The sequence below is a fragment of the Arthrobacter sp. JUb119 genome, assembly GCF_024807995.1.
Taxonomy (GTDB): Bacteria; Actinomycetota; Actinomycetes; order Actinomycetales; family Micrococcaceae; genus Glutamicibacter.
In genome coordinates this window covers 147,762-170,790 of the sequence record NZ_JANUFE010000008.1, presented here as the reverse complement: position 1 = coordinate 170,790, position 23,029 = coordinate 147,762, and the positions used below count along the sequence as shown (strand labels likewise).

20 protein-coding genes and 2 pseudogenes are annotated in these 23,029 nt (G+C 58.0%); 5 read left to right on the top strand and 17 right to left on the bottom strand.

Annotated features, from left to right (window positions below; genetic code table 11):
• Nucleotides 1-420: 420 nt before the first annotated feature.
• The 4 genes from M2368_RS17660 to M2368_RS17645 form a co-directional block, all read right to left on the bottom strand.
• On the bottom strand, nucleotides 421-1,194 hold the full coding sequence (locus tag M2368_RS17660; RefSeq protein WP_133834652.1) for a hypothetical protein: 774 nt from the start codon (nucleotides 1,192-1,194) through the stop codon (nucleotides 421-423).
• Nucleotides 1,194-1,577, bottom strand: coding sequence for a hypothetical protein (locus tag M2368_RS17655; RefSeq protein WP_133834651.1), 384 nt, complete (start codon nucleotides 1,575-1,577; stop codon nucleotides 1,194-1,196). Before M2368_RS17655 ends, M2368_RS17660 begins: the two co-directional genes overlap by 1 nt.
• Before the next feature lie 553 nt (nucleotides 1,578-2,130).
• Nucleotides 2,131-2,673, bottom strand: coding sequence for a dihydrofolate reductase family protein (locus M2368_RS17650; protein WP_133834650.1), 543 nt, complete (start codon nucleotides 2,671-2,673; stop codon nucleotides 2,131-2,133).
• Nucleotides 2,674-3,041: 368 nt separating this feature from the next.
• Entirely contained in the window at nucleotides 3,042-3,446 is a 405-nt protein-coding gene (locus M2368_RS17645) for a hypothetical protein (RefSeq protein WP_133834649.1), read from the bottom strand.
• A 173-nt stretch (nucleotides 3,447-3,619) separates the two neighbouring features.
• Between M2368_RS17645 and M2368_RS17640 the strand changes: the two are divergent.
• Nucleotides 3,620-5,035 (top strand): annotated as a pseudogene (locus M2368_RS17640) (IS1380 family transposase).
• A gap of 949 nt (nucleotides 5,036-5,984) precedes the next feature.
• Here the strand turns inward: M2368_RS17640 and M2368_RS17635 are convergent.
• From M2368_RS17635 to M2368_RS17615, 5 genes are all read right to left on the bottom strand, one after another.
• Nucleotides 5,985-6,260, bottom strand: coding sequence for a hypothetical protein (locus M2368_RS17635; protein WP_133834648.1), 276 nt, complete (start codon nucleotides 6,258-6,260; stop codon nucleotides 5,985-5,987).
• A 32-nt stretch (nucleotides 6,261-6,292) separates the two neighbouring features.
• Nucleotides 6,293-6,853, bottom strand: coding sequence for a phospholipase A2 family protein (locus M2368_RS17630; RefSeq protein ID WP_133834647.1), 561 nt, complete (start codon nucleotides 6,851-6,853; stop codon nucleotides 6,293-6,295).
• A gap of 258 nt (nucleotides 6,854-7,111) precedes the next feature.
• Nucleotides 7,112-7,528 carry a hypothetical protein gene (locus tag M2368_RS17625; RefSeq protein ID WP_133834646.1) on the bottom strand — a complete coding sequence of 139 codons (417 nt, stop codon included), beginning with the start codon at nucleotides 7,526-7,528 and terminating at the stop codon, nucleotides 7,112-7,114.
• Entirely contained in the window at nucleotides 7,504-7,944 is a 441-nt protein-coding gene (locus tag M2368_RS17620; protein ID WP_133834645.1) for a hypothetical protein, read from the bottom strand. The genes M2368_RS17625 and M2368_RS17620 overlap by 25 nt, the downstream gene beginning before the upstream one ends.
• Before the next feature lie 83 nt (nucleotides 7,945-8,027).
• Nucleotides 8,028-8,246 carry a hypothetical protein gene (locus M2368_RS17615; RefSeq protein ID WP_133834644.1) on the bottom strand — a complete coding sequence of 73 codons (219 nt, stop codon included), beginning with the start codon at nucleotides 8,244-8,246 and terminating at the stop codon, nucleotides 8,028-8,030.
• Between the two features lie 268 nt (nucleotides 8,247-8,514).
• Between M2368_RS17615 and M2368_RS17610 the strand changes: the two are divergent.
• The 3 genes and pseudogenes from M2368_RS17610 (at nucleotide 8,515) to M2368_RS17600 (ending at nucleotide 11,383) form a co-directional block, all read left to right on the top strand.
• A pseudogene (locus M2368_RS17610) lies at nucleotides 8,515-9,799 on the top strand (IS110 family RNA-guided transposase).
• A 334-nt stretch (nucleotides 9,800-10,133) separates the two neighbouring features.
• The gene (locus M2368_RS17605; RefSeq protein ID WP_133834643.1) at nucleotides 10,134-10,394 is read left to right on the top strand and encodes a hypothetical protein; all 261 of its coding nucleotides are present in this window, start codon (nucleotides 10,134-10,136) and stop codon (nucleotides 10,392-10,394) included.
• The gene (locus tag M2368_RS17600) at nucleotides 10,349-11,383 is read left to right on the top strand and encodes an IS3 family transposase (protein ID WP_133834642.1); all 1,035 of its coding nucleotides are present in this window, start codon (nucleotides 10,349-10,351) and stop codon (nucleotides 11,381-11,383) included. Before M2368_RS17605 ends, M2368_RS17600 begins: the two co-directional genes overlap by 46 nt.
• On the opposite strand, the gene M2368_RS17595 is transcribed toward M2368_RS17600, so the two are convergent.
• Entirely contained in the window at nucleotides 11,326-11,820 is a 495-nt protein-coding gene (locus M2368_RS17595) for an AlbA family DNA-binding domain-containing protein (protein ID WP_133834641.1), read from the bottom strand. The two genes, M2368_RS17600 and M2368_RS17595, sit on opposite strands and share 58 nt — an antisense overlap.
• Before the next feature lie 1,296 nt (nucleotides 11,821-13,116).
• On the opposite strand from M2368_RS17595, the gene M2368_RS17590 reads away from it, so the two are divergent.
• Nucleotides 13,117-14,016, top strand: a complete 900-nt coding sequence (locus M2368_RS17590; RefSeq protein ID WP_208294282.1) for a CHAT domain-containing protein — start codon at nucleotides 13,117-13,119, stop codon at nucleotides 14,014-14,016.
• 242 nt (nucleotides 14,017-14,258) lie between these two features.
• On the opposite strand, the gene M2368_RS17585 is transcribed toward M2368_RS17590, so the two are convergent.
• The 7 genes from M2368_RS17585 to M2368_RS17555 all read right to left on the bottom strand — a co-directional run bounded on the left by M2368_RS17585 (nucleotide 14,259) and on the right by M2368_RS17555 (nucleotide 22,442).
• Nucleotides 14,259-14,726 (bottom strand): SRPBCC family protein, encoded by a 468-nt coding sequence (locus M2368_RS17585; protein WP_133834639.1) that lies wholly within the window; start codon nucleotides 14,724-14,726, stop codon nucleotides 14,259-14,261.
• Complete coding sequence (locus M2368_RS17580; protein WP_133834638.1) at nucleotides 14,723-15,148, bottom strand: DUF1761 domain-containing protein; 426 nt, start codon at nucleotides 15,146-15,148, stop codon at nucleotides 14,723-14,725. The genes M2368_RS17585 and M2368_RS17580 overlap by 4 nt, the downstream gene beginning before the upstream one ends.
• Nucleotides 15,149-16,102: 954 nt before the next feature.
• A complete protein-coding gene (locus M2368_RS17575) occupies nucleotides 16,103-16,882 on the bottom strand; it encodes a nucleotidyl transferase AbiEii/AbiGii toxin family protein (RefSeq protein ID WP_133834637.1) in 780 nt (259 codons plus the stop codon).
• Complete coding sequence (locus M2368_RS17570; protein ID WP_133834636.1) at nucleotides 16,879-17,868, bottom strand: hypothetical protein; 990 nt, start codon at nucleotides 17,866-17,868, stop codon at nucleotides 16,879-16,881. Before M2368_RS17570 ends, M2368_RS17575 begins: the two co-directional genes overlap by 4 nt.
• Before the next feature lie 394 nt (nucleotides 17,869-18,262).
• On the bottom strand, nucleotides 18,263-18,775 hold the full coding sequence (locus tag M2368_RS17565) for a hypothetical protein (RefSeq protein ID WP_133834635.1): 513 nt from the start codon (nucleotides 18,773-18,775) through the stop codon (nucleotides 18,263-18,265).
• Between the two features lie 574 nt (nucleotides 18,776-19,349).
• Nucleotides 19,350-20,930 carry an AlbA family DNA-binding domain-containing protein gene (locus M2368_RS17560; RefSeq protein ID WP_133834634.1) on the bottom strand — a complete coding sequence of 527 codons (1,581 nt, stop codon included), beginning with the start codon at nucleotides 20,928-20,930 and terminating at the stop codon, nucleotides 19,350-19,352.
• Between the two features lie 696 nt (nucleotides 20,931-21,626).
• Complete coding sequence (locus tag M2368_RS17555; protein ID WP_166650839.1) at nucleotides 21,627-22,442, bottom strand: hypothetical protein; 816 nt, start codon at nucleotides 22,440-22,442, stop codon at nucleotides 21,627-21,629.
• Between the last annotated feature and the right edge of the window lie 587 nt (nucleotides 22,443-23,029).

The window sequence follows — 23,029 nt, the reverse complement described above, 5'->3', positions numbered from 1 at the left end:
GGTGAGCACAAGGTACCGCGCCTGGTCCGCGCTGGAGAACACTGGGCCCTGGGCGTGAGCCAGGTCGAAGAAGGAATTCCCTCACCAGGTGAGCCACCCCGGGGACATACCATCGCGGCCGCACCCAGGTTCTGACCTTCAAGAGCAGCCTGTGAAGGACGCCCAGCGACGCAGGAAACCCAGCGACGTACCCCCAGCTGACGATGCCCAGGTACCCGCCTTGAAGTTAAGAGCTCACCCAGTAAAAACTCCCGGGCCCAAGGGAGACGAAAGCGCCGGCAGACGGCCTGCTTGGTGGTACGTCCCCGGACGGCAGCCTCTGGACTGCCGGGATCCTGGCTAGGAAAACCACGGATGCGCTGAAGAACCTATCCTGCAGTTCTGCCTTGGTCAGGGCGTGCAGGATAGGTTCCGGAAAATCTAGCTGAAGCGGATATTGAACCGTTGGGAAACATCCAGCAGATCTGGATCATCTGCAGGTATTTCCAGGCCCTCGCCCGCGAAAACCAGGTCGTTGTCCAGCCCGTCATCGGTGCGTCGCATCCAAAACGCCCAGCAAGTGCCAATGCCGTGTCGGGAAGTGAAGCGGATCCCGTCAGCGAAGCCGCCGTCAGCGAGCCGCAGGTTGCGCAATCTCGTGGAAATCAAGGTGGTCAGTTTGCGATCTGCTCCGAGCAGGTGGGATAGGTCCACGGCTTTCACACCGCAGGTTTTGGCGATTTCGGGGCCAAAGTTCCGATCGATATAGGCCAGCGAATGCGCTGTGCCCAGGTCGAACCAGACAAGGCCTTCCTTGCTGGCCAGTTCGTAGATCCGTCGTCCTTCACGCCAGTTTTTGGGAAACGTTCCAGGTCCTTCGTGCCCGAGCTCTCGCTGTTCCTCGAGATAGAGAGTGTGGGCCTCCTCCCAGGTGATGCCGAACTGCCCAGCCATGAAGTCGATGGCCGTGCGAGCTCCCCTGTCTATTCGGTACCCGTAGAGGCATTCGGTAAATGCGCCGAGGCGCGTGGACGCTGCGTACAACGTCCGCCCAGTGGTGTCATACCTGTTCCACACTCCGACGTCATCGGGGAAGAAGTAGCCCCGTTGCGGGGGATTAAGCGCACCGTAGCTTTCAGCTGCGATGCGAAAGCCAGCCAGTGGTGCTCGCACGATGCTTGGCTGGCCGTCCGCTTCTTCCAATGCGCTGCTCATTATCCGTTGTAACCTCCTGAGGACATGGCTTCGGCTGCGTCGATCACAGCCTTGAACCGATCTTGGTGAATGGCTTCGACGGGTGAAATTTCGTCGAGCCAGGGGTTGGCACCAAGGAACCACTGGCGAGCTACCTGTTCTCCGTCAACGTCGGAGACCATCATCCACGCACGGTGGGCCAGCAGAATGCGAGCCTGGGACGCATCCGAAGGGATCGTTCCATTCTCCTTTTGCCAGCGGTAGCTTGCCTTGGGGTCCTTGGCGCCCGCTAACGCGGAAACCATTGCAGCCCCGAGGGACGCATTCAGCCTCCGCACGATCTCACGGAAGTCCATGCGGGACGTTTCCGCATGAACCGTCCCTATAGTCGGTGTGATTCCCATCTGTAGATCCTTTTCCTTGCACCTCTGTGCTTCTGAACATAGGCCTCTTGCCTTTTTCACCGGCATCTCTCCGGCAACACAACCTTACCACTGATTTACCACCAAAATAAGTGCTGTTATCACACTTTCAAGCTCCTGCCCTGCAACATGATGGCGGGAAACTGGTGCTCGCTCCGTAGCCGCCCCTGGGGACGAACTCGCTCCGGCGAGCGCTGAGGCACAAGGAGCAATGGCTGCAGCAGCGGGACGTACCGCCCTCGGTCCGGGTCCCAGGCTGGAGACGCCTTCCGTGAAGATGAACGCCCAAGGAGGAGTGAAATGACGCCCGGGCGCAGAGGGGCTTGGAGTGGTCGTCGAGGGTTCTGCTGTTGAAAGAGGGCCAAGGACGTACCGCCAGGGGGACCTCACTGATGAGAGGCGCTGGCCGGCCCTCGCTGCCAGAAGGCCGTGTGGCAGTATGTCCCCCACCAGGGTCTTCAAGCTGCGGGTCAGAGCATCATGATGGCCATGCGTAAGGCGGCGTCGCCTGTCTGGGGTACCAGGAGACGGGGACCTAGTGAAGTACCCGGTACACCAGGTGTACTTCGCTTGCGAACGCTGAAGTTTCCGCCCGTTCCAGCTCGATATGTTGCCCTAAACCTTCAAACAGGGAAATGCCGTTGCCAAGCAATACTGGGGCGATATCAAGATGCAGCTCGTCGACCAGTCCCAAAGCTAGACACTGCCGCGATATCTTCCCGCCCAGCAAACTGACAAAGCCGTCTTGTGCATCCCGTTTGGCGGATTCCACGGCCCCAGCAATGTCATCGACCACGAAGGTATAGGTGATGCCGTCTCGTTCCACCGGCTCAGCGGCTGCATGGGTCATCAGATACACCGGAACCTGAAGCATCCCTCCATAAGGGATTTCACCGTCCTGGATCGTCTGCGTTTGATTTGCTCCGCCGACAATAGCTCCGATCTTCCCCATGACCGAGGCAACGACCTCATCATCTTCCGGCGCGGAGGGATGGCCAAACATCCAATCCACTCCGCCATCAGCATCGGCGAGGAATCCATCGAGAGTGATGGTGGCATGGACAATCACGGTGGCCATAACTTCGTTCTCTTTCACCAAGGGGTAAGGCGGACAGCAAAGCACAGTCAAAAGCCAGCGATCCGGACTGCCTTGTTCTCTGCCACCCTAAAACACCCGTCGGCGCACTGGATAGCCTCTCTTTGAACCGAAGTAGCCTGATGCGCCCGGAAGGCGCCGCCACTTGAACTCGGAGTGCAAACGAGTCGGTGCGAGAGGACGGCGAGCGCCGGCTGGGAAGAGCGGGACGTACCGTCGAGTGCCGCAAGCGATCGATGGACGAAGAAGGGCGCCGACTCATCCTCGCTCTGCCAGGCGGCCGCATGATGGTATGTCCCCCACGATGCCTGGCCGCACCGGCTAAGGTACTTTACGCCTAAACAGGATTCTTATCCTGGGGTGCAGTGCTTGCGAATGAGTGCAGCTAAGCGGCGCTTGTCGACTGTGTTGGGAATAGGGAATGGCACGCGTTTCTTAGTGAGAGACTGCGTAAGGGGCTGCAGTATCTGCACTGTATCTTTACGGAAACCAATAACGTTCAGCTCGTTCAGACGCCACGGGGTTTTTGGGTGAGCTTCACGAATCTCAAGTAACGTCTGAAGGTCTGCGAGATCATTTTCTGCGCTTCGCTCATTCCAAGCGAACGCTTTAAGGACCAATGCCTCTTCAAGATTTGGGACCTTAGTCCTATAGGTCAGGATTTCACCATTGCCCAAGTACGTTTCAACATCAATGATGAGCGGTGCGTAGAGGAAAATATAGTTCAGCTCGGTCAGAGTATCAATCTGCCCCACGCCAGGGACGTTGATAGGTCGAATTCCTGGAGTGCTGCCGGTACGGGAAGCTAGCCCGGGTATTTCATGAAGGCGACAGTCATTAACTGACTCAAAAGAAGAAAAGGTGACCTGAACTGGGAAAATAGTGGTGTCTAATCATCATCCACCCCGTTCAAAGGATCACCTTTTCTGTGAACCATTCTACCCACGTTTTCCCTGCCCTACCGACCCAACCCACCGGCCAAGCCCTCGTCTCCCATGCTGGGTTGTCGGTACTCACCAACTTTCTGAACGCCCTGGACTTCCGCCAGCTTTGCGAGGACCGGTTCAGCCAGTTCGTGCCAGCCACCGCGATCCACAGTCCAGGCAAGATCCTTGGCGCGCTGGCCTTGTCCCTGGCCGCTGGCGGGCAGCAAGCCACCGATATTGACCAGCTACGCGCCGCACCAGAGCTCTTCGGACTCGTGGCGTCTGATGCGACGGTCAGCAGATTCATGCGACGGTTCAAGGAACAGCCCGAAGCTTTCGCCCATGGCTTCGCCACCATGACCCGCAGCCTGTGACCCAAAGTTTGGGCGGCAGCCGGACCACGGAACCCCGCCCAGTTGGCTACGCCAGCGAACCCGCTGGTCATCGACATCGACGCCTCCCTGGTGCACGTGCACTCCGACAAAGAGAACAGTGCCGGAACATATAAAGGCGGGTACGGTTTTTCACCGATGATCGCCATGGCTGACTACGGCAAAGCCCACGGCACCGGCGAAGTCCTCGCGGTGCAGTTGCGCCCGGGCAATCGGGGAGCGAACTCCGCCGCCTCGCATATCGAGGTGCTCAACCAAGCATTGGCCCAACTACCTGATGATTTCTACGACGAGCACGGAAACCTGTATGGAGAGAAGATCCTGGTCCGCACCGATAGCGCCGGATCTTCACGTGAGTTCTTGCATCACCTGGATTCGCTGGGGGTCCAATTCTCCACCTCGTACTCGCTGCCGGTGCTCAAAGAGCGGTTCATCCGGTGGATCGATGAGAAGAAGTACTGGGAACCAGCGCTGACCGCTGACGGTGACCAGCGTGATGATGCGCGGGTGATCGACGCGTCCAAGGTGATCGAATTGAAGGACTACCTGCGGGCTGAACCGTTGCATCCCGGAGCGAAAGCGACCTTGTTCGATACCGACGGGAACAGGGTGACTGCGTTCTTGACCAATAGTCCGCGGTGCAACGTGGCGTTCCTCGATGCCCGGCACCGGGCCCGTGGCCGGTGCGAGAACAGGATCAAAACGCTGAAGAGCGCGGGGTTGGGCAAGTTGCCGTATTGGTCTTTTACCGCGAACCAGGCGTGGGCGGACTTGGCGATGTTCGCACTGAATCTGGTGTCGTGGCTGCAGCTGGCGGTGTTGCCTAGTGGCCATGAGGCTTCGGTCTGGGATTTGAAGCGGTGGCGGTACCGGCTGTTTTCGATGGCTGGGAAAGTCGTCTCTGGCGGCCGGCAACGCCGGCTTCTGATCCCTGAGAAGGCGCCTGAAGCGCAGCTGTTATGCCAGCTGCAAGAAGGCATCGGTACGTTGTTCCAGCGATGGCGCCACGGTGAGCTCACGGCCTGAACTGGTGGTTGATCTGTTGCTTCTGAAATTATGAAAGGACTCCGTTTGGTCCGGGTGCGTGGAGCCCGGCACCCAGCGCCGGTGCGTCAAGGCGCTATTTGGTATGGGCAGAGTCAGGAACGGCCGCCGAGAACCCCTTGGTATCGGATTTTGGCGGCCGTCAGATGACTGATGGAAAATCTGGGCTAGTCTGATTTCAAAAACGTCGATTTTGACCGGGCAATCAAGAACGAAACCGATGTAGCCGATGCTCACGCCAGGTCAAAAGACCGATGAACACATCTAACTCCCTGAGTGATGTTCGGTGTGGCGTGTTTCCTTCCGGCCGTGAACCGCCAGGATTCCACACTCAGCCCCTGTTGAAGATGCACTCGGACATGGTCCTTAGATCGATGTGTAAGCCGGCCTCGAACGGAACAACATCTGCTTCATCTCTGGATTTCTGCTGAAGATGGCACGTAAATTTGCCAGCGTGTCCAATGCCATAGTTCTGTCGCCACCCAGTCATGGCCCCGTGACGGGAGTGACCAGCGCGTTCAAGACCAGAAACCAAAGCCCTCCGAATTCAGTGAAGACGAGGGGCCCGTCTTGGAAGGATTTCCCGCCGTTTTCAGGATAAAAAACAAAAGTGAATGCATTTCTCAGAAATGAAACGCCCCGCCGACAAAGGCAGGGCATTTCGCATCAGCGCTCAACTCGACGAGGTCATCAGACCATCGCCATGGCATCAATAACCAGAACCATGAACACCGACACAGAGCAGATTCGCTTTCTGGTGCATCTGTGCGAGATCAATACAGGGGACGGTCTCCGTGCCATTGATAGCGGCGCTGCTTGCCACTTGCCACTTGCCACTTGCCACTTGCCACTGTGAATAGAACCAGAATACGGAAACGCTAACCCCTTAAAAGGGCCGGCTGCTCGGAATTCCGATAATCCCCATTGCTTTTTATGGACCTTGCAACAAGGTGATGACGACGTTCATGATCTGCAGCGACAGCACACCGAACGCGATTGAGATCACCGCCCACAAATACGCCCGCTTCGCCAGTGCGATACCGCTGCCGATGAGGCCGAACAGGATCGGAAGGAAGAACATCCAGAGCGGCTTCGCTTCACCGGAATTCGTCCAGTCGACGAGCGCCAGCATTGAAAGGAGCACGAGCGCTATGCTGATCCAAGTACCTGCAGGGCACTGACGTCGCTTGCTTACTGCCTCGGTCATTGGTGAACCACTTTCTAATCGTCAATTGAGGTCTACTTGAAAGGATTGCAGAACGAATAGGTGAAGTACACGCTGACTGCGCTGGCCATGGCACGTTCCTTGCCGCCCATCTTGTATGCGTTCCTCTTGATGCCTGAGACCAAATTGCGGTCGCACGAGCACGCGAAGTATCCGCGGGAGCCGTAACAACGGTCGTGCGTGCGGCAGAGCGAGTCGAGAGTATCCACCGCGCGTCCGCCGCCGTGGCCAGGGCCGCACCAATTGCCCCAGAGGGGCATGCCGTAGGTCGTCACGCCTCCGGCCGGGGCCGATTGTGCCGCGCTGTATTCGTTTAGCAGCTGCCCGACCTCCAGCGTCTCGGCGTCAGCGCCGGCTGCCTTGGCCTTCGCAATGTCGAAGTAGACCTGGCCGCTGCGCGTGGTCGTGAACTCCATGGTGGAGTCAACGTTTTCGGTGATTTGGCGCTCAGCGGCCTTCTTTTCCGAATTTGACGGTGCCGCGTACGACGGAGCCGCGAACACGCCCAAACTGGAAACCACCAGCGCGAGTGACGTCAGGAGCGTGATTCCTGATTTATAGATTTTTACTTTCATGATGAGATATTCATCATTTCTCGAGGTGAAAGTCAAACTTCAAGTTAGAGGTGACAAGGGAAAAATTCTTTTGCCTGCCATCCATGCGCTGTATTCTTGCAACAATTCGAGGTTTCCCTTCTGTTTTCAACTATGTTGGATAAATTGCATTGGCTGAGAATATTAACTCGGCTTGTCACAATCTGAATTGTGAATCCAGCGATTGAACTACTTCTTGATAGCCGTGCCAGCTCATGTTCGCAGGTCAAGGAAGGGGTTTCACCAGTGCGGGTCGGTGGCCCACTGGCTGCGCTCGTCCAGATGATGCCGTTTCACCGCAGGAAGTCTTGGGTCGGCTTTAAGCTTGATCTCCATCTTAGCCATTAGGTCATCAGCGATCTCCCATGTTTCCAAGGTCGATGGAGGGTTCACGCCCGCCTCTCTGGCGATGACCCGTCGGTATTTATCGGTGAAGCCGAGAACCGTTGCTCCATCGATATCCCGATCCCACAGCCAGCGTGCCAGAAGCTTGGCCTTCGCTCTGCGATTCGAGGTCGCGACCGTCCCCTGGCGGAAAGGGTCAGCAGGGCTGCTGTCAGGCTGGGCTCCGCTGGATGATGGACGGCCATCATGCGCGATTTGCTCTGGGGACGGCTCTTCGCTGCGAGCAGTCAGCCACCTGTCACGGTCGCCCATTTTCCGCCGTTCGAACTTTGGATCATCGGGGTTGGCGAGGGGGCACGTGCCGTCTGTTTTTCCAGGAGCTCGGCGGCCAGAGGCAGGATGGATGCGGAGTCGTCGTGACTCAGCCCCAGCTCCTGGAGCGCATCCTTGACCTTGCCTTCAACCTGCTCCGGGGTCAGGTCGCGGTCCCACAACCAGCGTGCCACGACTTTCGTCTCGGTCCGGTGCCGTCCAGACGGACTGGCTGGTGGTGAAGCAGCTTGAGCCGATTCGACATGCTCGACCTGCGGCCTGCTTGCTGTGTCCATGATGCCCAGCAGCTCCTGGTTGACTTCGCTGGGTTCCCATACATGGTCGTGTATGAGCGTGCGAATGTCAGCCACCATGTTTTCATAGGCAGCAATGCGGTTGCTTTCCCATCCCAGCATTTATTCCTGCTCCGAACGTCGATGATTAGTGAATTCAGTATCCATCTTGCCCATGTGTGCGGAGCGCGGCGAGAACCTCGACTTCAGTCCCGGTAGGTTTTTCCTTCCCGGTAATTCGGTTCCGGCGCGATGCCCTGGGCGAGCAGCCGCTTCTCGATTCGGCGAACCTGGCGGTGCGGCAATGGATCGGACCCGAACATGAACCAGTCCTTCACCGGCCTCCCGTTGAACGTCCGCCTGGTGATGCCTGATGGAGGCATCTGCCGGTGGCGCAGCTTGGCTTTCCCTGATTTTGCCTGCATGGGCCTCATGTGTGCGGAACCCCGTTATCTTGTTGACAGCCCTAAAAGAGGATCATAGGGACTGTCGGCCGACCAATCCCGGCATGGTGTCTTGCCCCTGCTTATCCAATAGTCCGGGGTGTTGCCACGGGGATTGGATGGCAGCAAGGTGATTGCTGATTAGAGGCACGGCGCCAAAAACGGACGCCAGTCGTAACGTGAATGTAAGACTTTGCTACCGACGGTTGGCCGACCTTGAACAATTAATCGGTCCAAAGGAGCACCGGTCATGAAAACCGAAGACATCCAGATCTTCCTCGGCCTCGACGTCGGCAAAACCGACCACTGGGCCTGCGCCGTCATCCAAGACGGCACCAGAATCTGGAACAAAACCCTGCCCAACGACGAAGCCAAACTCACCGCCGCGTATCAAAAGCTTCTAGCTCAAGGACAGGTTCTGGTAGTCGTGGACCAACCCGCCACCATCGGCGCGCTGGCCGTTGTTGTCGCTCAGAACCTCGATATTCCGGTGGCCTATCTGCCCGGGCTCTCGATGCGCCGTATCGCAGACATGTATCCTGGCTCGGCGAAAACCGACGAAAAAGACGCCTTCATCATCGCCGACGCGGCACGCACCATGCCACACACCTTGCGCAGCATCCGAGTCTCCGACGAGGACGAAGCAACCCTGGGCATGCTCACCGGATTCGACCTGGACCTGGCACGGCAGATCACCCAGACCAGCAACCGGATCCGCGGGCTATTCACCCAAATCCACCCGCCACTCGAACGTATCCTCGGCCCGTGGCTGGAACACGACGCCGTCCTTGAAATCCTCGCTATCTGGCCCACTCCAGCACAACTGAAGCATGCCGGCAAAGCGCGGATCGACGCGAAGCTGAAGAAATACGGTGCCCGCCGGCACACTGCCTGGGCCGTAGCCATCATGGACGCGCTCGATGAGCAAACAGTGGTCGTGGTCGGCACCGATGCTGCTGGACTGGTGATCCCTCACCTGGCCCGGCAACTAATCTCGTTGCACGCCCCGCGGGTAGATGTAGCCACGCACTTGGAAACCCTGGTGGAGGCTCACCCTCTTTACTCGGTCCTGACATCCATGCCAGGGGTCGCCGTCAGGACCCCAGCGATCATCATCGCCGAGACCTCCGGCAAGACCTTCACCAGCGCCGCAGCGTTGTCCTCCTACGCCGGTCTGGCACCAACCACGCGTCAATCAGGGACATCGATCAAGTCCGAACGCGTAAGTCATTCAGGCAACAAACGCTTGAAACGAGCCCTCTTCCTCTCAGCGTTTGCGTCCATCCGTTTTGATCCGACCAGTCGGGACTACTATGACCGGAAACGGGCTCAGGGGAAGCGGCATATATGACCGGAAACGGGCTCAGGGGAAGCGGCATAACCAAGCACTCATCGCGTTAGCCCACCGACGACTCACAGTACTATTTGCCATGATCCGAGACGGCTCACTTTATGACATGCCAGAGCTGAAAATAGCTTCACTTTTTACACAGGGGCACCCCCTTTTTTCAACCACGGTCGATTCCGGCGCATAACCAACTAGTATCAGTGGCTCTCCCAGGATCCGCTCCAAGATCAGTTTCCTGAGACCTGGGACCTGGGACGATCGGGTCATCCGTAGAAACATCCCAGGAGGTCACGCCATTCCAGGTGGCGATGGAGCCATTCACGTGCAGGCGCATGCCGGGGTAGTCGGCGCCATAGCGGATCTCATCCAACGTGAGGGTGCCGAGATTTGACACCAAGTAGCTGGAACAAAAGTACCATTTTGAATCGTCCCGGGTTTTATGCCGCTTTCTATTGAGAGAATGGAAAGCATGCCCAAGCAGTACACCCCCCGAAGTCAAAGCCCGCGCAGTGGACTACATCATGGAACGACTTGACCGCTATAAGTCGGTCTACGCAGCCTGCAATGACATGGCTCCAAAGCTGAACGTCGGTAAAGAAACCCTGCGCCGCTGGGTGCTCCAAGCCCAGGTTGATTCCGGTGAACGAACCGGACCGACCAGCGAAGAACTCGCCGAGATCAAAGCGTTGAAAGCCAAGGTCCGGGACCTTGAAGAAGCCAACGACATCTTGAAGGCATCAGCGATTTTCTTCGCGAGGGAGCTGGACCCTCGCCGGCACTAATCACCGAGTTCATCGACCAGCAACGCGAACACGGCTACGCAGTCCAGCAGATCTGTGATGCCCTGAATACTCAGGGCCTGAAGGTTTCTGCCCGCACGTATCGCAGTTGGAAAGCAGCTGAACCAGCACCACGGGTCGTCACGGACGCACTCATTTTGAACGTTCTTCATGACCTGCAGAAACCTGATGAAAAGACGGGGAGACCGAAGCCCGAGGTTCTTTATGGGCGGAGGAAAATGCTGGTCTGGTTGCAGCGCAACGGCTTCCCTGACATCTCAAAACACACCGTGGATCGGCTGATGCGTGTGGCTGGGATGAATGGGCTGGTGCGGGGTCGGAGAACGACTACAACGATCCGCGCTAAAGATAAAATCCGGGCGAAAGATCTATTGAATCGGAACTTCTATACTGATGCACCTAACAAGGTGTGGGTCACTGATTTCACTTATGTTCCGATTCGTGGCGGGTTCGCCTATGTGTCCTTCGTGATCGATTTGTTCTCACGCCGGATCTTGTCCTGGGCTTCGTCGACCTCGCATGACACCGAGTTTGTGGAGGAAGCTCTCCAACTGGCCCTATGGCAACGCCGGATTGAGCAAAAAGCGCATGTGAGATCGGCCTTTGGCACCATCCACCATTCAGATGCGGATAGTGAATATACCTCTCAGAGGTACACGCAGACGCTGGCGATGGAGGGGCTGGTGCCGTCGATCGGAACGATTGGGGACGCATTCGACAACGCGGCCGCCGAAACGGTGATGGGGTTGTTCAAGAACGAGGCGGTTGCTAAGGATTCACCGTTCCGCACTGGAGTCTTGGCTACCAAGGCGGACGTGGATGACGTGGTCGTGGAATGGGTGCACTGGTACAACAACGACCGGTTGCACTCGACCCTCGGATATCGGGCTCCGGTTGAATTTGAAGAACTCTATTATGATGAAATGAGCGGCTCGTTACCCGATGAAGCCGCCAGTAAACTGGCGGCGTAATTTCCGGGACGGTTCACCAGCGGGAAGCCATCACGCGGGGGCGCAATGTAGATCACCGCCAGCTGATATGAGCGCCCCTCATGAGTAATGGTGTGAGCCTGCGAACGGATATCGATATGTCCATCCACGTAACCTGCGACAGCATCTTTCAGGGTTGCTGAATCGAGGCTCTGACCACAGAAATCCGTCCCTTCAGCAGGGCGACCATTATCCTCAGCTCCTATCACGAGGTAACCGCCCTCTGGCTGGTTTCCCATCGCCGCGCAGTCCTTGATGAACTCCAACTTCTTGATCTTGTCGTTCAAATCGATGGTGCGTTTGAAATCAAGCGAAGAAAACTCTGCCTGGGCCCCCAGTAACTCCAGAAGTTTCTCCCGGTCGACCCGCCCATCACAAACAAACGGCTGCGGCGGAACTCCAAGTGGCGACTGCTCCATCTACGAGTCCTTTCAAAAACTGCACCAGTGCTTCGGCGATCTACCGATATATCAATCATGAACCATCACCCCGCCAGTTCAGCCTCACCCAAGATCCGTTCGCTACCAAGCGAGATAGCACGGCGAGCGCAGATGAGACGGGGCAGGTGGGGGACGTACCGCCCACAGGACGGGTTCCAGGAGGAAGAGGCCTTCCGCGACCGTCAGGGTTCTACAGCCGAAGGAAACCAAAGAACGCACCGCCGGGGGCTAGGATCTCACTCATGAGATGCGCCGGCCGGCCCTCGCTGCCGGCAGCCCGCCGAGGGTATGTCCCCAGCCTGCAGCGGGTTAGCTTGCTGAATTCTGGGGTGGATGCCTGAGATCAACGTCTGGGGGCAGCGCCTGGAAAGAGACCTAACATCGACAAGTAGCCGGACCTGGTCGAACGAGGACCTGATTCGTTGATAGCGCCCGAAGCGTAGATCCACTCCCGCAGCGCTACATGACGGTATGTCCCCACCGGTCTGCAGCGCATCAAGGCCTCCGGTACTTCAAGACCGCGGTTGCCCCATCGTCCAGTCCATGGTGAAGCCACCACGGCCTCACTGCGTTAGATCCTGGTAGCGGGTACACGGCGAGCGCAAGGCATGAAGCCAGCGTCCAAGGAGCATGCTCAGAGCTCCGGACCGAGTCCTTGGTCGAGGAAGGCGCCGGCTGGTCCTCGCTGCAGGCGGCTGCGTGATGGTATGTCCCCCAGCGCCGGCTTCGCCTCCCCCAACTGGACGCTGGGCTGAACGGACGGTGATCTTGCTTGGAGCGGTAGACCTCGATCCTTGTTCTTATATTGAGGTTGATGCCACCGAAAGTTCCTGTTGCAGCTGCCAGACCTGGCATCTGCAGAAAGACTCCGATCGGATCTGCCACAGCGCTCGGGCAAGGCGGCATGCACTCGCCAAACGCACCAGGCACAGAAGCTCACTTCGAAGCATCTCTAGGACAAAATGTCAGGGCGCTTCAGTACGATGACCCCAAGGTGCGAAACTCCTGCCAGGTGGTGAATGTCCTGAGGACGAGCCGGCGGGATCTTTCATTAACAAGAAAGGCAAGACCATGGCTCGAAGTGACTCACTCCGTTCGGAGATCGCTCGTTTACAAACGCGTAAAAGTACCTTGTCCTCCGATATTGCGAAGGCTGAAAAAGACGCGGCTACAGCGCGTGAAGCTTCCCGAAGAAAGCGTGACCAGGCAGCACGGTCCAAGAGTCCCTCTACTGCCCGCAGTGCATCGTCCGCAGCGGAACGAGAGGACAAGAAAGTGGCGGCCGCAGAAGCCAAGATTGCGAAAGCTCGAAAAGATGCAGCTGCTGTGGAGAAAACCATAGCAACTAAAAAAGCCTCGCTGCGCTCCGCTGAAACCAGTGAAACCCGCAGTGCCGCTTCCAAGCAAAAGCAGGCCGACGCTCAGCGACGGCGCGAAGAACTGGCGCACGCCCGGGAAGTATCCCGGCTCTCCACTCCGCGTTCGGAAATTCGTTTTGTCCAGGTGCGTCCGCCAGAGCCAGAAAAGCTGCGGGTCCTCTATCTCACCGCGAATCCCGAAGCCACCGAAGAAACTCTTGTTCTGCCGGACGGCACTGAACAACGGTATGGGACATGGCTACGCGTGGATAGAGAAGTTCGCGAAGTTCGCAAAGCTCTGCGTGGCACGAAATACCGCGACCTCGTGGAAGTTGAACACCTACCCGCTGCCACCGCTGGCGACCTGATTGACGGACTCAATGACCACCGGCCACACATCGTCCATTTCTCCGGCCATGCCAACTTTGAAGGCCTCCTCCTAGAGAATGAAACTGGCAGCAATGAGGGCAAAGGAATCACCTTCGAGCTCTTCGCGCAGGTCCTCGGCGACACTGACGATCCGCCGCGGCTCCTTGTCCTCAACGCCTGCGAAAGCCTTGCAGGCGCCGATGAGATCCTCTATACGGTGCCAGCAGTGATCGGGATGTCTGAAAGCATCAACGACAGTTCAGCGATTATTTTCGCTTCAGCGTTCTACTCTGCGATTGCGTCTGCTCAATCGCTGGAAACTTCACTGAACCAGGCGAAAACCCGTATGAAGTTGGCATCGTTGGAAGGCTCCGAGCTTCCAGAGCTCCGCGTCCGTGACGATGTTGTCCCCCGCGATCTGGTACTCGTCACTCCACCTGCAACATAGCACCACGCAAACTTGTCCGAGTGGCACCTGCCACTGAGTGGCTTACCCATACTCAGCAATCTCATTGGCCCGCGCCTTACCGTCTTGCCAGACGTTTGAGCATGATTCGCGGTCTTTGAATCCTCAGCACAGTAACCCGCGTTTTAGAGCGACTGGGAGCTACAGCAAGATGCCACGGCCAGGCAGGTCCCATGATGGCCTCATTCCTGGCCTGGGTCCAAGAAGACCGGGATCACGTTGCTCTAAGCGGATGCAGATTCGGCGGCGATGGCGATCGCAGCCAGGTCTTGCCGCATCGCCCGTTTCGTGACTGCCCTGCCAAGAGGCGCCATAATGGCACCGATCAGGCGCTGTGCGAAGTTTGCCCTCTGTTGCTCTCCACAAAAGCGCATGGTCAGCGAGCATCCCGTTGCCGTCGGCGTGATCTCGAACCCTGTTGTGTAGCGCATCCCGTGCGATTCAGCGGTGAGTTCGGTCGAGCGTTCCGGGTCAACGGCAACCACCTCCATCACTTCGCTCGCTTCGGTGCCGAACATCTTGCGAGTTTCCCGCCAGCGGGTTCCGACACCATAGGCGGGTCCAGCAAGATGCTCGATCCCGGTCACGCCCGGCAGCAAGGCCTTTGCCTCTTCGAGGTTGGTCAGAACGTTCCAGACTGCCGATGGCGTGGCCTTGATCTGCTGCTCGACCACGATCTTATTGGCGCTCATGCCGGCGGCCAGACGCCGATGATGATCGCCATGACAATGATTGTGATCGCCTCGTTGAGCACGGTGAAACCAGTCGCCGCGAACTTGCGCGGATCGAATGCGTCATGCACGACGATGCGGGTAGCCGTGAATCCTACGAACAGTATGATCGAGCCGATCAGGGCGTTGGCGAAGAACGATCTGCCGTAGAACGAGAACGACAGCCATGCCGCGCCAGCGAGCACCCAGGCGGTCAGGAAGCTGCCGATGGCGGGGACCGCATAGAGCAGCGGCGATCCGCCGTTGAGAGAGGATTCATCGTGTCCGACTGCGCGCATCCATGCAGTGCCCAGCACCTTCGGATGATAGAAGACGAAGCCTACGAGCATGCTCGAAACCGTCGCTGCGATAACAGCGAGATAGTTGATGTCAGGTAGCTGCATAACGAGAGTATATATCCCTGCCCTCACCGTGCATCGGAGCGGAGAACTGGTCAGTGTGTTCGTCCGGACCGGACACCGCCCGGTGTCGCGGCGGGCACTCAAATACCGCATAGGCGGCCTGCCTGATGACGCAATTCCCCGTTGCTCACCGCCTCCCTCATCATGCGCAAGAAACTTGAGCCCACGGCGAGCGCACGAGGCAGCAGTGGCGGTTACAGTGGCGGGACGTACCGCCGGGGGCTAGGGCCTCACTCATGAGATGCGCCGGCCGAATCTGCCGCCGCCCGCCTGATGGTATGTCCTCCAGCTTGCAGCGGGTTAGCCTGCTGAGTTCTGGCGTGGATGCCTGAGACCTGTGCCCGGGGGCAGCGTCTGGAAAGGGACCTACCGTCCACGAGTAGCCGGACCTGGTCGAGCGAAGATCTGGTTCGTTGATGACGCCAGATGAGTGGATCCACTCTTCGGGCGCCGCATGGCGGTATGTCCCCACCAGCCGGCAGCACAGCAAGGCCGCCTGCCCGCCAGAACCCGCGCCTGCCCATCGGCCGATCCATGGTGAAGACACCACGGCCTCACTGTGCCTGTTCCTGGTAGCGGGTACACGGCGAGCGCTGTCGGTGGGCCGAGCAGTGGTGACGCTCATCGATGTGGTTTCTTCTACCTCGCGAGGGGCTGAGTGGGTGTGTCCTGCGATTCCGGGCTGCTGCGCCCTGGTCTCTGCCAGTCTGGTAGCGCGCAGTTACGGCATGCCTTCGCTTATGGGCCCGCAAGGCGTTTTCGGGGCGGGCGAAAAGTGTGGGGTGCTAGGAGACGTACCACCTGCCGGCAAGACGGGGCCTGGTTACGATGGGCGCCGGCTCATCCTCACTGCCAGGCGGCCGAGTGATGGTACGTCCCCCACACGGCGCCAGACAGGGTCCGGCTGCGGGCCCCTGCCTGGTTCGGAACCTTCTTCTACTCTGGGGTGCAATGCTTGCTTATGAGCGCAGCGCAGCGACGCTTGTCCACGGTATCCGGGACCGGGAAAGGGGTGAGCTTCTTGGAGAGTTCCTTCACCAGCGGTTGCAGTACGCGCACCGTGTCCTTGCGGAAACCAATGAGGTGCGGTTCGTTCAAGCGCCACGGCGCCTCTGGATGGGCTTCACGGATTTCCAGCAGCGTGTGAAGATCCGCGAGGTCCTTGCCCATGACCCGCTCTTTCCATGCGAATGCTTTGAGCACGAGTGTTTCTTCGAGGTTGGGGATGCGCGTCTGATAGGACAGCTTTTCACCGTTATAGAGATCCACTTCGACATCCACGATGAGCGGATCGTAATGGAAAATGTAGTCCAGCTCTGGGAGGGTATCGATTTGGCCCACACCGGGAACCGTTTGAGGTCGAATGCCTGGGGCGGGTCCGGTGCGTGGGGCGAGCAAGTTGATTTCCACTCGTTGTTCAGGGGCGATGTCCTGATAGAACAGGTTCCCGCCTTTCTTGGTGAAGTTCTGTGCGAGGAAGTTTTGTGCCATGGGAGCGGCGATTTCCAGGCTGCCGATGGCGGTGTCGGCATCTACCGTGGACCTGGCAATAGCATTGGTCGTGGGGTAGACATGCAAAAGCAGGCGGACCATGTGCCCACCGACGATGCGGTAGTCGTTGCCTTCGGCTGCCTCCGCGACCGCTTTTTGTCCTCGATATCCCAGGTCGTCAGCATTGCTCGTGGACAGGGTATAGATTTTGTGCGGATCGGTCATAGCGAAAGAGTTGTGGTGATCAGAGCGGCAAGGTGTTCTGCTGCTTCGTGGCTGTCGATATCGTTGCTGTTCAAAACGTCCCAGTAGACCAAGACAGCATCAGCAAGATCCATGTCCTCATGAATGGCGAAGGCGCCGATCCAGGTCAACCGCCACACAGTGGGGTCCTCGGGGATGCAAGTAATCAGCGTGGCTTCCTCCAACGGGGCAGGGACAAAGCCGCAGCCGGCCAAGTCGACAGGACTGTCGACGTAGATCCGGCCTCGGGTCGGCAGTTTCCACGGCATCAGCCGGTCCGCCGCCACATCCCCGCTCACGAGAGGGTTCGCATCAAGCAGTCGAGCCTCTTCTACAGCGTTCAGGGTTTGCTCAACGATAGGGTCGAGGCTGTACCAGCCGAATTGCTGCCCACCAGCCCCGGGGTAATGCGCCCTCCAGCGCTCCAGCAGCTTGACCGGCTCCAGGGTTTCCACCCCATCAACAGTGTGGGTGGCCAAGGAGCCGAGGTCTTTGCAGACACGAGAGACCATCTGCTGGCTCACTCCCGCATACTCGGCGATCTCCGACTGGTGCAGGGGTGTATCAGCCAGCAGGAGGCACCGCTCAATGGCCCAACGCCCCCACGCTTTTCTGCCGGAAGCTGCTTGACGCTGAATGGGAGTCGATTGTTCGACTTCGGGAGTGAAAACTGTCCCTTTGAGAATCAATTGCAGCGGCTGCTGCGTGAGCACATCCACCTGACCTTCTCGTGCTTGCTCAATCACGCTATCGGTAGCCGTGCAGCCGATAAACAAGGGACGTACCGGAGAGCCGCGATGAGCAATAAAGTTCCGCAATGTATGAGCGGTAACCCGCTGCACCGAAGGGACCATCGACATCAAGAAGATGGCGTTATCCGGCGAGCGCAGCACCCTAGAGCGGGCGCTCGTGCCTTCTTCGATGCTGAAATCCAGTTCCCTAAGAAGAGAAACGACATCAATATCCATGCTCACCACCTGTTACAACTTTCATCCCATACTACGGGTTGAAAGTTGTTAGACAAACACAACACCAAGAGGTATAAGCCTCACAGGCGTTGTGAGTGGTAGCCGGCATTGGGTTTGTGAACTTGTCTCGCGGTGTGTAGATCTTTGTGTTGAGGATGGATACCGGCGCTTCGGTTTCGTCCTTCCTTGTGCCATTGGACCTGAGCTAAGCCTGCGTTGATGAGTTTTCTGCCTCGCTGGAAAGGGTTGCCCTAGAATCCCTACCGGTTTCTTGGGTTATAGGAACAGCGGACCCACCATCAGGTGACCTGCTGCGGGAGGCATGCAGGCCATTCAAAAACCTGCACGGAAAATAATAATGCCCCCTCACGCGCTTGAGGAAAATCCCAAGTCTCTACAGTTCGTTGAGCGGACGTAAGCCCGGATGAGTGAAATGCTCAGGCTTTTGCATGGGCTCCCCCGCGGCATCAAAGAACACCCGGTAATACACCGTGGTCAACCGCTGGTCAACGCCGCTCAACGTCCCGGCCCGGTAGGCTTCAGAGGCCCACTGCGGGTAAATCGCCCACAGCCACGCATCACATTCCCCAGAGGGCAACGGCACTCTGGAGCCGGTGACGCGGTGATGGCCCGCAATCGACAAGGTCAGGCAAGTCCCCTCAGCCACTTTGCCTTCGGTCAGCCACGACAAATCAGAGATGTCTGATCCCAAGGTCAAATCGACCAGGGGATCCCATAATGACTTCACTGGTCCCAGACCGGGAATTCGGCGCGAAGGGGCATCAACTGTTGCTGGTCCGGTATGCCCCTGGGGTCCAGTGACCTTCCGGAACAACGCCTCGATCTTCTCCCCGTGCTTCTTGGCGATCCGTTCGGTCAGCTCTGGGACATCCATGCTCAAGTTCATGAGGACGACTATAGCCACCACAACCGACAACCACAGTGGCGAAGCAACGAAAACGGCGAAAAGCACTGGAAACACCAGCTATGACGAGTGCACCACAACAGCGGACTCACCACCCCTCGACACGGTGAGCGCCCAAGGAACAAGGTGCAGTGGATGTCATGGCGGGACGTGCCGCCTGCGGGACGAAGCCCAGGCAGGTGATGGCTTGCGTGGTCTTCTCTTGCTGCGGCTGAAGGAAGCCGAGGACGTACCGCTTGTCTCCCCGGGGGCAAGGGCTCCATTCAAGAAAGGCGCCGACAGCCCTACTGCAGATCACTTGCCGGACAGTACGTCCCCCAGCTGGCTGGCAGCGGGTTAGCTTGCTGAGCTCTGGGGTAGGTGCCTGAGATCGCCCTCCGGGGGTCAGCATCTGGAAAAGGGCCGACCATCGACGAGTCGCCGGACATGGTCGAGCGAAGACCTGATTCGTTGATGGTGCCCGAAGCACGGATCCACTCTTCGGGCGCCGCTGTGGAGGTATGTCCCCCGCCGTGCCTGGCAGCGCATCAAGGCCGCTGGTTGCATAGCAAGTTATCTACCAAGAGGATGACGGCGGTTTTATTTGGCTCTGAATAAAGCCAGCGCCAAACGCCTGGTCGCTACTGGGCCAATACCCGCCGTAATTGAAAGACTGCTTTCGGGCCAAATCATAGACCTCGCTGATGACCCCCGCGATTTGTTCATCTGAGTTATCCCCGAAAATCTGGGTTCGGAAAGTGTCGTCCTCCCCGTCGAGCTTTTCGAGAATCGGCTGGATACGATCCTGCCGGTAGGCAGCGCAGCTCGGATAAAATTCATAGTGGCCATTCCCAGGGTTCTCATTAAGAGCTATGCAGCACCAGAGGAAATCGAACTGCAACAGCGAGTCAAGTAATGCATCAGGGATCGATACGAGTTGATCTTCTACCGATGCTTCCTTAGGCATGTAGTCCGGGCTCAACTGGGGTGTGTTTACAAGGATCTGCCGAGCAGCAGAGATCATCCCAACACCAGCCTTGTCGTTGTCAAAGAGGTTGGCACGGGATGCTTCGGTGAGCCCGTGGCGGATCCATGATTTATACCCATACGGGGACGTACCGATGGGGTGCAGCACTATTGAGCGCAGAACTTCATAGTGTTCGGTTCTCAGCGCCAAAGATCCAACGACCATGACTCTGGAGATGATTTCCAGACCATAGCGTATAGCGCTGTATTTGAGGATCGTCGCGTTCTCGTAATTGCGTTGATAGGCCTTGTAAAGCGCATCGGTCACTTTGATCAGGGTGTCAGTGTCATCAAAAACGCAGGCTTCGCAGGCAAGAGCAGTGAGTTTATCGAGAATCTCAACCCGGCGGTCATCGTCTTCGATGGCTTGTTCGTAAGCCGAGGTTCCAGTGAGAATCACGCGTTTAAGCATGGACGACTGATTAATTTCGAGGACTTTTCGTACTGACGCGGTGAAAGTCGGTAGGTCCATGTCAAGGTCAGGCGCTACCGGATGTGCAGGACCTGTAGCACCCATTTGCGCCACGACCCGGTGGATCAGTTCATCGACATCCGCGCGGGCTGCTGAGCGCACCTGTTGCTGCAGCTTATGCAGAATCTGCTCCCATGTCTTATGGGAGGCAAGGACGTTCTGCGAACCCTCCCGGGTATAGACCGCGCCTTGCTGGAAGATCGGCTTTCCATTAGGCACTGCTCCTAGCTTTTTAGTCACCAAAGGAAAGCCATCGCGCGGGGGCGCAATGTATATGACCGCCAACTGATATGACCGTCCCTCATGAGTGATGGTGTGAATCTGCGAGCGGACGTCGATATGACCATCCACGTAACCTTCGACTACTTGTTTAAGGGCTGCTGAATCGAGGTTCTGACCACTGAAGTCAGTCCCCTCAACAGGGCGGCCGTTATCTTCAGCTCCTATCACGAGGTAACCGCCCTCTGGCTGGTTTCCCATGGCCGCGCAGTCCTTGATGAACTCCAGCTTCTTGCTCTTGTCGTTCAAGTCGATGCTGCGCTTGAAATCAAGCGAAGAAAACTCTGCCTGGGCCCCCAGTAACTCCACGAGTTTCTCCCGGTCGACCCGCCCATCGCAAACAAACGGCTGCGGCGGAACTCCTAGTTGAGGCTGCTCCATCTACGGTTCCTTTCAAAAACTTCACAAGTGCTTCGGCGATCTATCGATATCCCAATCATGAACCATCACCCCGCCAGTTCAGCCTTACCCAAGATCCGTTCGCTACCAGGCGAGATAGGACGGCGAGCGCAGATGAGACGGGGCAGGTGGGGGACGTACCGCACTCGGGGCGGGTCCCAGGATGAAGAGATCTTCCGTGGTCGTCGGGGTTCTGTTGCTGAAGGAAACCAAAGAACATAGCTGCAGGCCAAGGGCAGTGCCTGATCGATACCAGTTCCTCGGGGTGCTAACCCACTGTTGCCCACGGCCCTTGGCGTGTATGCCTGAGATCAATGTCTGGGGCAGCGCCTGGAAAGGGACGTACTATCACTTCTAGCCGCCGGGCCCGGCCGAACGAGTAACTGATTCGTTGATGGCGCCCGAAGAGTGGATCCACTCCCACAGCGCCGCATGACGGTATGTCCCCACCGGCCTGCAGCGCATCATGCCGCCTATGCTTCAAGACCGTGGGCCCCATCGTCCAGTCCGTGGTGAAGCCACCACGGCCTCACTGTGTTAGTTCCTGGTAACGGTTACACGGCGGCGCAAGGCATGAAGCCAGCGTCCAAGGAGCATGCTCAGAGCTCCGGGGGCGAGTCCCTGGTCCAGGAAGGCGCCGGCTGGTCCTCGCTGGGTATGCCCCCCAACCTTTGCGGGTTAGCTCGCTGAGATCTGGGGTGGGAGAAAAGCGATCTTCTGGGCATTGTCGAGCGACATGTAGGGTGCGCCTTGAACGTTTTCCTGGAAGTGGCCTTCGACAATGAAGTACCACCCGCTGAAGTCGCTGATACTTTCCAGGTTCTTGGCTTGCAGCAGCTCGGCGAGCACCTCTTTGTGGAGTCTGACGGCAGGCTTTTTCTCATTCACGTAACCGGTATCCAGGAAATATCCTCGTGCGTGGTGGACCTGTCCCCAGAGGATCATTGTGGTGCTTCTAAGGGTGAATTCATCGACGTGAACGCAACCATCGGCGATCGTCGTGCGGGTTCGATCGCTCAGCGTTAAAGCCCTTCTGCTGTGGCGGAAATCTGGGTCATCGATCAGCATGCCCAGCAAAGGCCCGTAGCCTACCGACCCTGCACGCCGCTGTCTGTCAGCGCCTTGATGCCGGTGGGTCCGCCCCGGTGATCCAGTGGCCCCGGGGGTGTTGTCGGTGACCGGCCGGTTCTGGGGCAGAGGATCAAGACGGATGACCAGCTCGTCCGCGGTGTTGGCGATAGCGTTGAATTCTTCGACAGCTCGTTGCAGTTCAATCTGCTCATCGCTCTTCAATCTAAACCGGCAATGGTCTGAGTGGCGCCCCCAAAAGTAGGCAGAACCACCGCTCTTGGAGCGTATGTGCCATCTCATTGGCGCTCCGCAATCCTGGTCGAGACAGCTCCAGCGCCCTCTATAGGGCTCGCGGTCTTGTTCTCGCAAGTCCGAGGCGTAGATCTGCTGTACACCATCAAGCCATGCCCAACGCATCGCCATTCCCCTTTCAAGTTCCTTTATTCAGATGCTTGAGATGAAACCTACCAGCCATCACCCACAGGAACGTTGATCCATCCAGCACCCCTGCCCAAACCATGAGACCAGGCGCAGCGCGGAATCGCTCTCCGACCCCGCCCGGTCCAGAATGCCGACTGCAGAACCGACGAGCCACTAGCTGAATCCCAGCAAATGCTGAGACAAGCGTTGAACAGCGAGCGCCACAGCGAGAAGGAAGGTTCTCTGGCCGAGAGGCAAGCAACCCCAGCAAGCGCCCCAACCCTCTGCACAAGTAACGCGGTGGGTACAAAGTGCCGCACATGATCCGCAGTGGAAGCCCCGCATTGGAGAACTCTGGGCCCCTGGGCATGTACCAGAACAGGGAAGGCCTATCCTCACCAGGTGAGCAGCCCCCGGGACATACCACCGCGGCCGCGCCCAGGACGACCTGCCCCCCATCGCCACCAGATCCCGGTAGCAGCCAGATTCTGGCCTTCGAGAGCAGCCATTGAAGGAAACCCGGGGACGTACCACCAGCCGACCGTCCCCGCGACCTGCCCCAAAGAAGGCCCCTGTCCCCGCGGAAGGCG

What these genes read in the sequence shown, in the direction of transcription:
- M2368_RS17630 (WP_133834647.1), bottom strand. Translation starts at nt 6,853, where the DNA reads ATGAAAGTAAAAATCTATAAATCAGGAATCACGCTCCTGACGTCACTC.
- M2368_RS17595 (WP_133834641.1), bottom strand. Translation starts at nt 11,820, where the DNA reads ATGGAGCAGTCGCCACTTGGAGTTCCGCCGCAGCCGTTTGTTTGTGAT.
- M2368_RS17555 (WP_166650839.1), bottom strand. Translation starts at nt 22,442, where the DNA reads ATGGCGATGCGTTGGGCATGGCTTGATGGTGTACAGCAGATCTACGCC.
- M2368_RS17580 (WP_133834638.1), bottom strand. Translation starts at nt 15,148, where the DNA reads ATGCAGCTACCTGACATCAACTATCTCGCTGTTATCGCAGCGACGGTT.
- M2368_RS17635 (WP_133834648.1), bottom strand. Translation starts at nt 6,260, where the DNA reads ATGACCGAGGCAGTAAGCAAGCGACGTCAGTGCCCTGCAGGTACTTGG.
- M2368_RS17605 (WP_133834643.1), top strand. Translation starts at nt 10,134, where the DNA reads ATGGAACGACTTGACCGCTATAAGTCGGTCTACGCAGCCTGCAATGAC.
- M2368_RS17570 (WP_133834636.1), bottom strand. Translation starts at nt 17,868, where the DNA reads ATGGATATTGATGTCGTTTCTCTTCTTAGGGAACTGGATTTCAGCATC.
- M2368_RS17650 (WP_133834650.1), bottom strand. Translation starts at nt 2,673, where the DNA reads ATGGCCACCGTGATTGTCCATGCCACCATCACTCTCGATGGATTCCTC.
- M2368_RS17625 (WP_133834646.1), bottom strand. Translation starts at nt 7,528, where the DNA reads ATGGGCGACCGTGACAGGTGGCTGACTGCTCGCAGCGAAGAGCCGTCC.
- M2368_RS17560 (WP_133834634.1), bottom strand. Translation starts at nt 20,930, where the DNA reads ATGGAGCAGCCTCAACTAGGAGTTCCGCCGCAGCCGTTTGTTTGCGAT.
- M2368_RS17655 (WP_133834651.1), bottom strand. Translation starts at nt 1,577, where the DNA reads ATGGGAATCACACCGACTATAGGGACGGTTCATGCGGAAACGTCCCGC.
- M2368_RS17660 (WP_133834652.1), bottom strand. Translation starts at nt 1,194, where the DNA reads ATGAGCAGCGCATTGGAAGAAGCGGACGGCCAGCCAAGCATCGTGCGA.
- M2368_RS17575 (WP_133834637.1), bottom strand. Translation starts at nt 16,882, where the DNA reads ATGACCGATCCGCACAAAATCTATACCCTGTCCACGAGCAATGCTGAC.
- M2368_RS17615 (WP_133834644.1), bottom strand. Translation starts at nt 8,246, where the DNA reads ATGCAGGCAAAATCAGGGAAAGCCAAGCTGCGCCACCGGCAGATGCCT.
- M2368_RS17565 (WP_133834635.1), bottom strand. Translation starts at nt 18,775, where the DNA reads ATGAACTTGAGCATGGATGTCCCAGAGCTGACCGAACGGATCGCCAAG.
- M2368_RS17585 (WP_133834639.1), bottom strand. Translation starts at nt 14,726, where the DNA reads ATGAGCGCCAATAAGATCGTGGTCGAGCAGCAGATCAAGGCCACGCCA.
- M2368_RS17620 (WP_133834645.1), bottom strand. Translation starts at nt 7,944, where the DNA reads ATGCTGGGATGGGAAAGCAACCGCATTGCTGCCTATGAAAACATGGTG.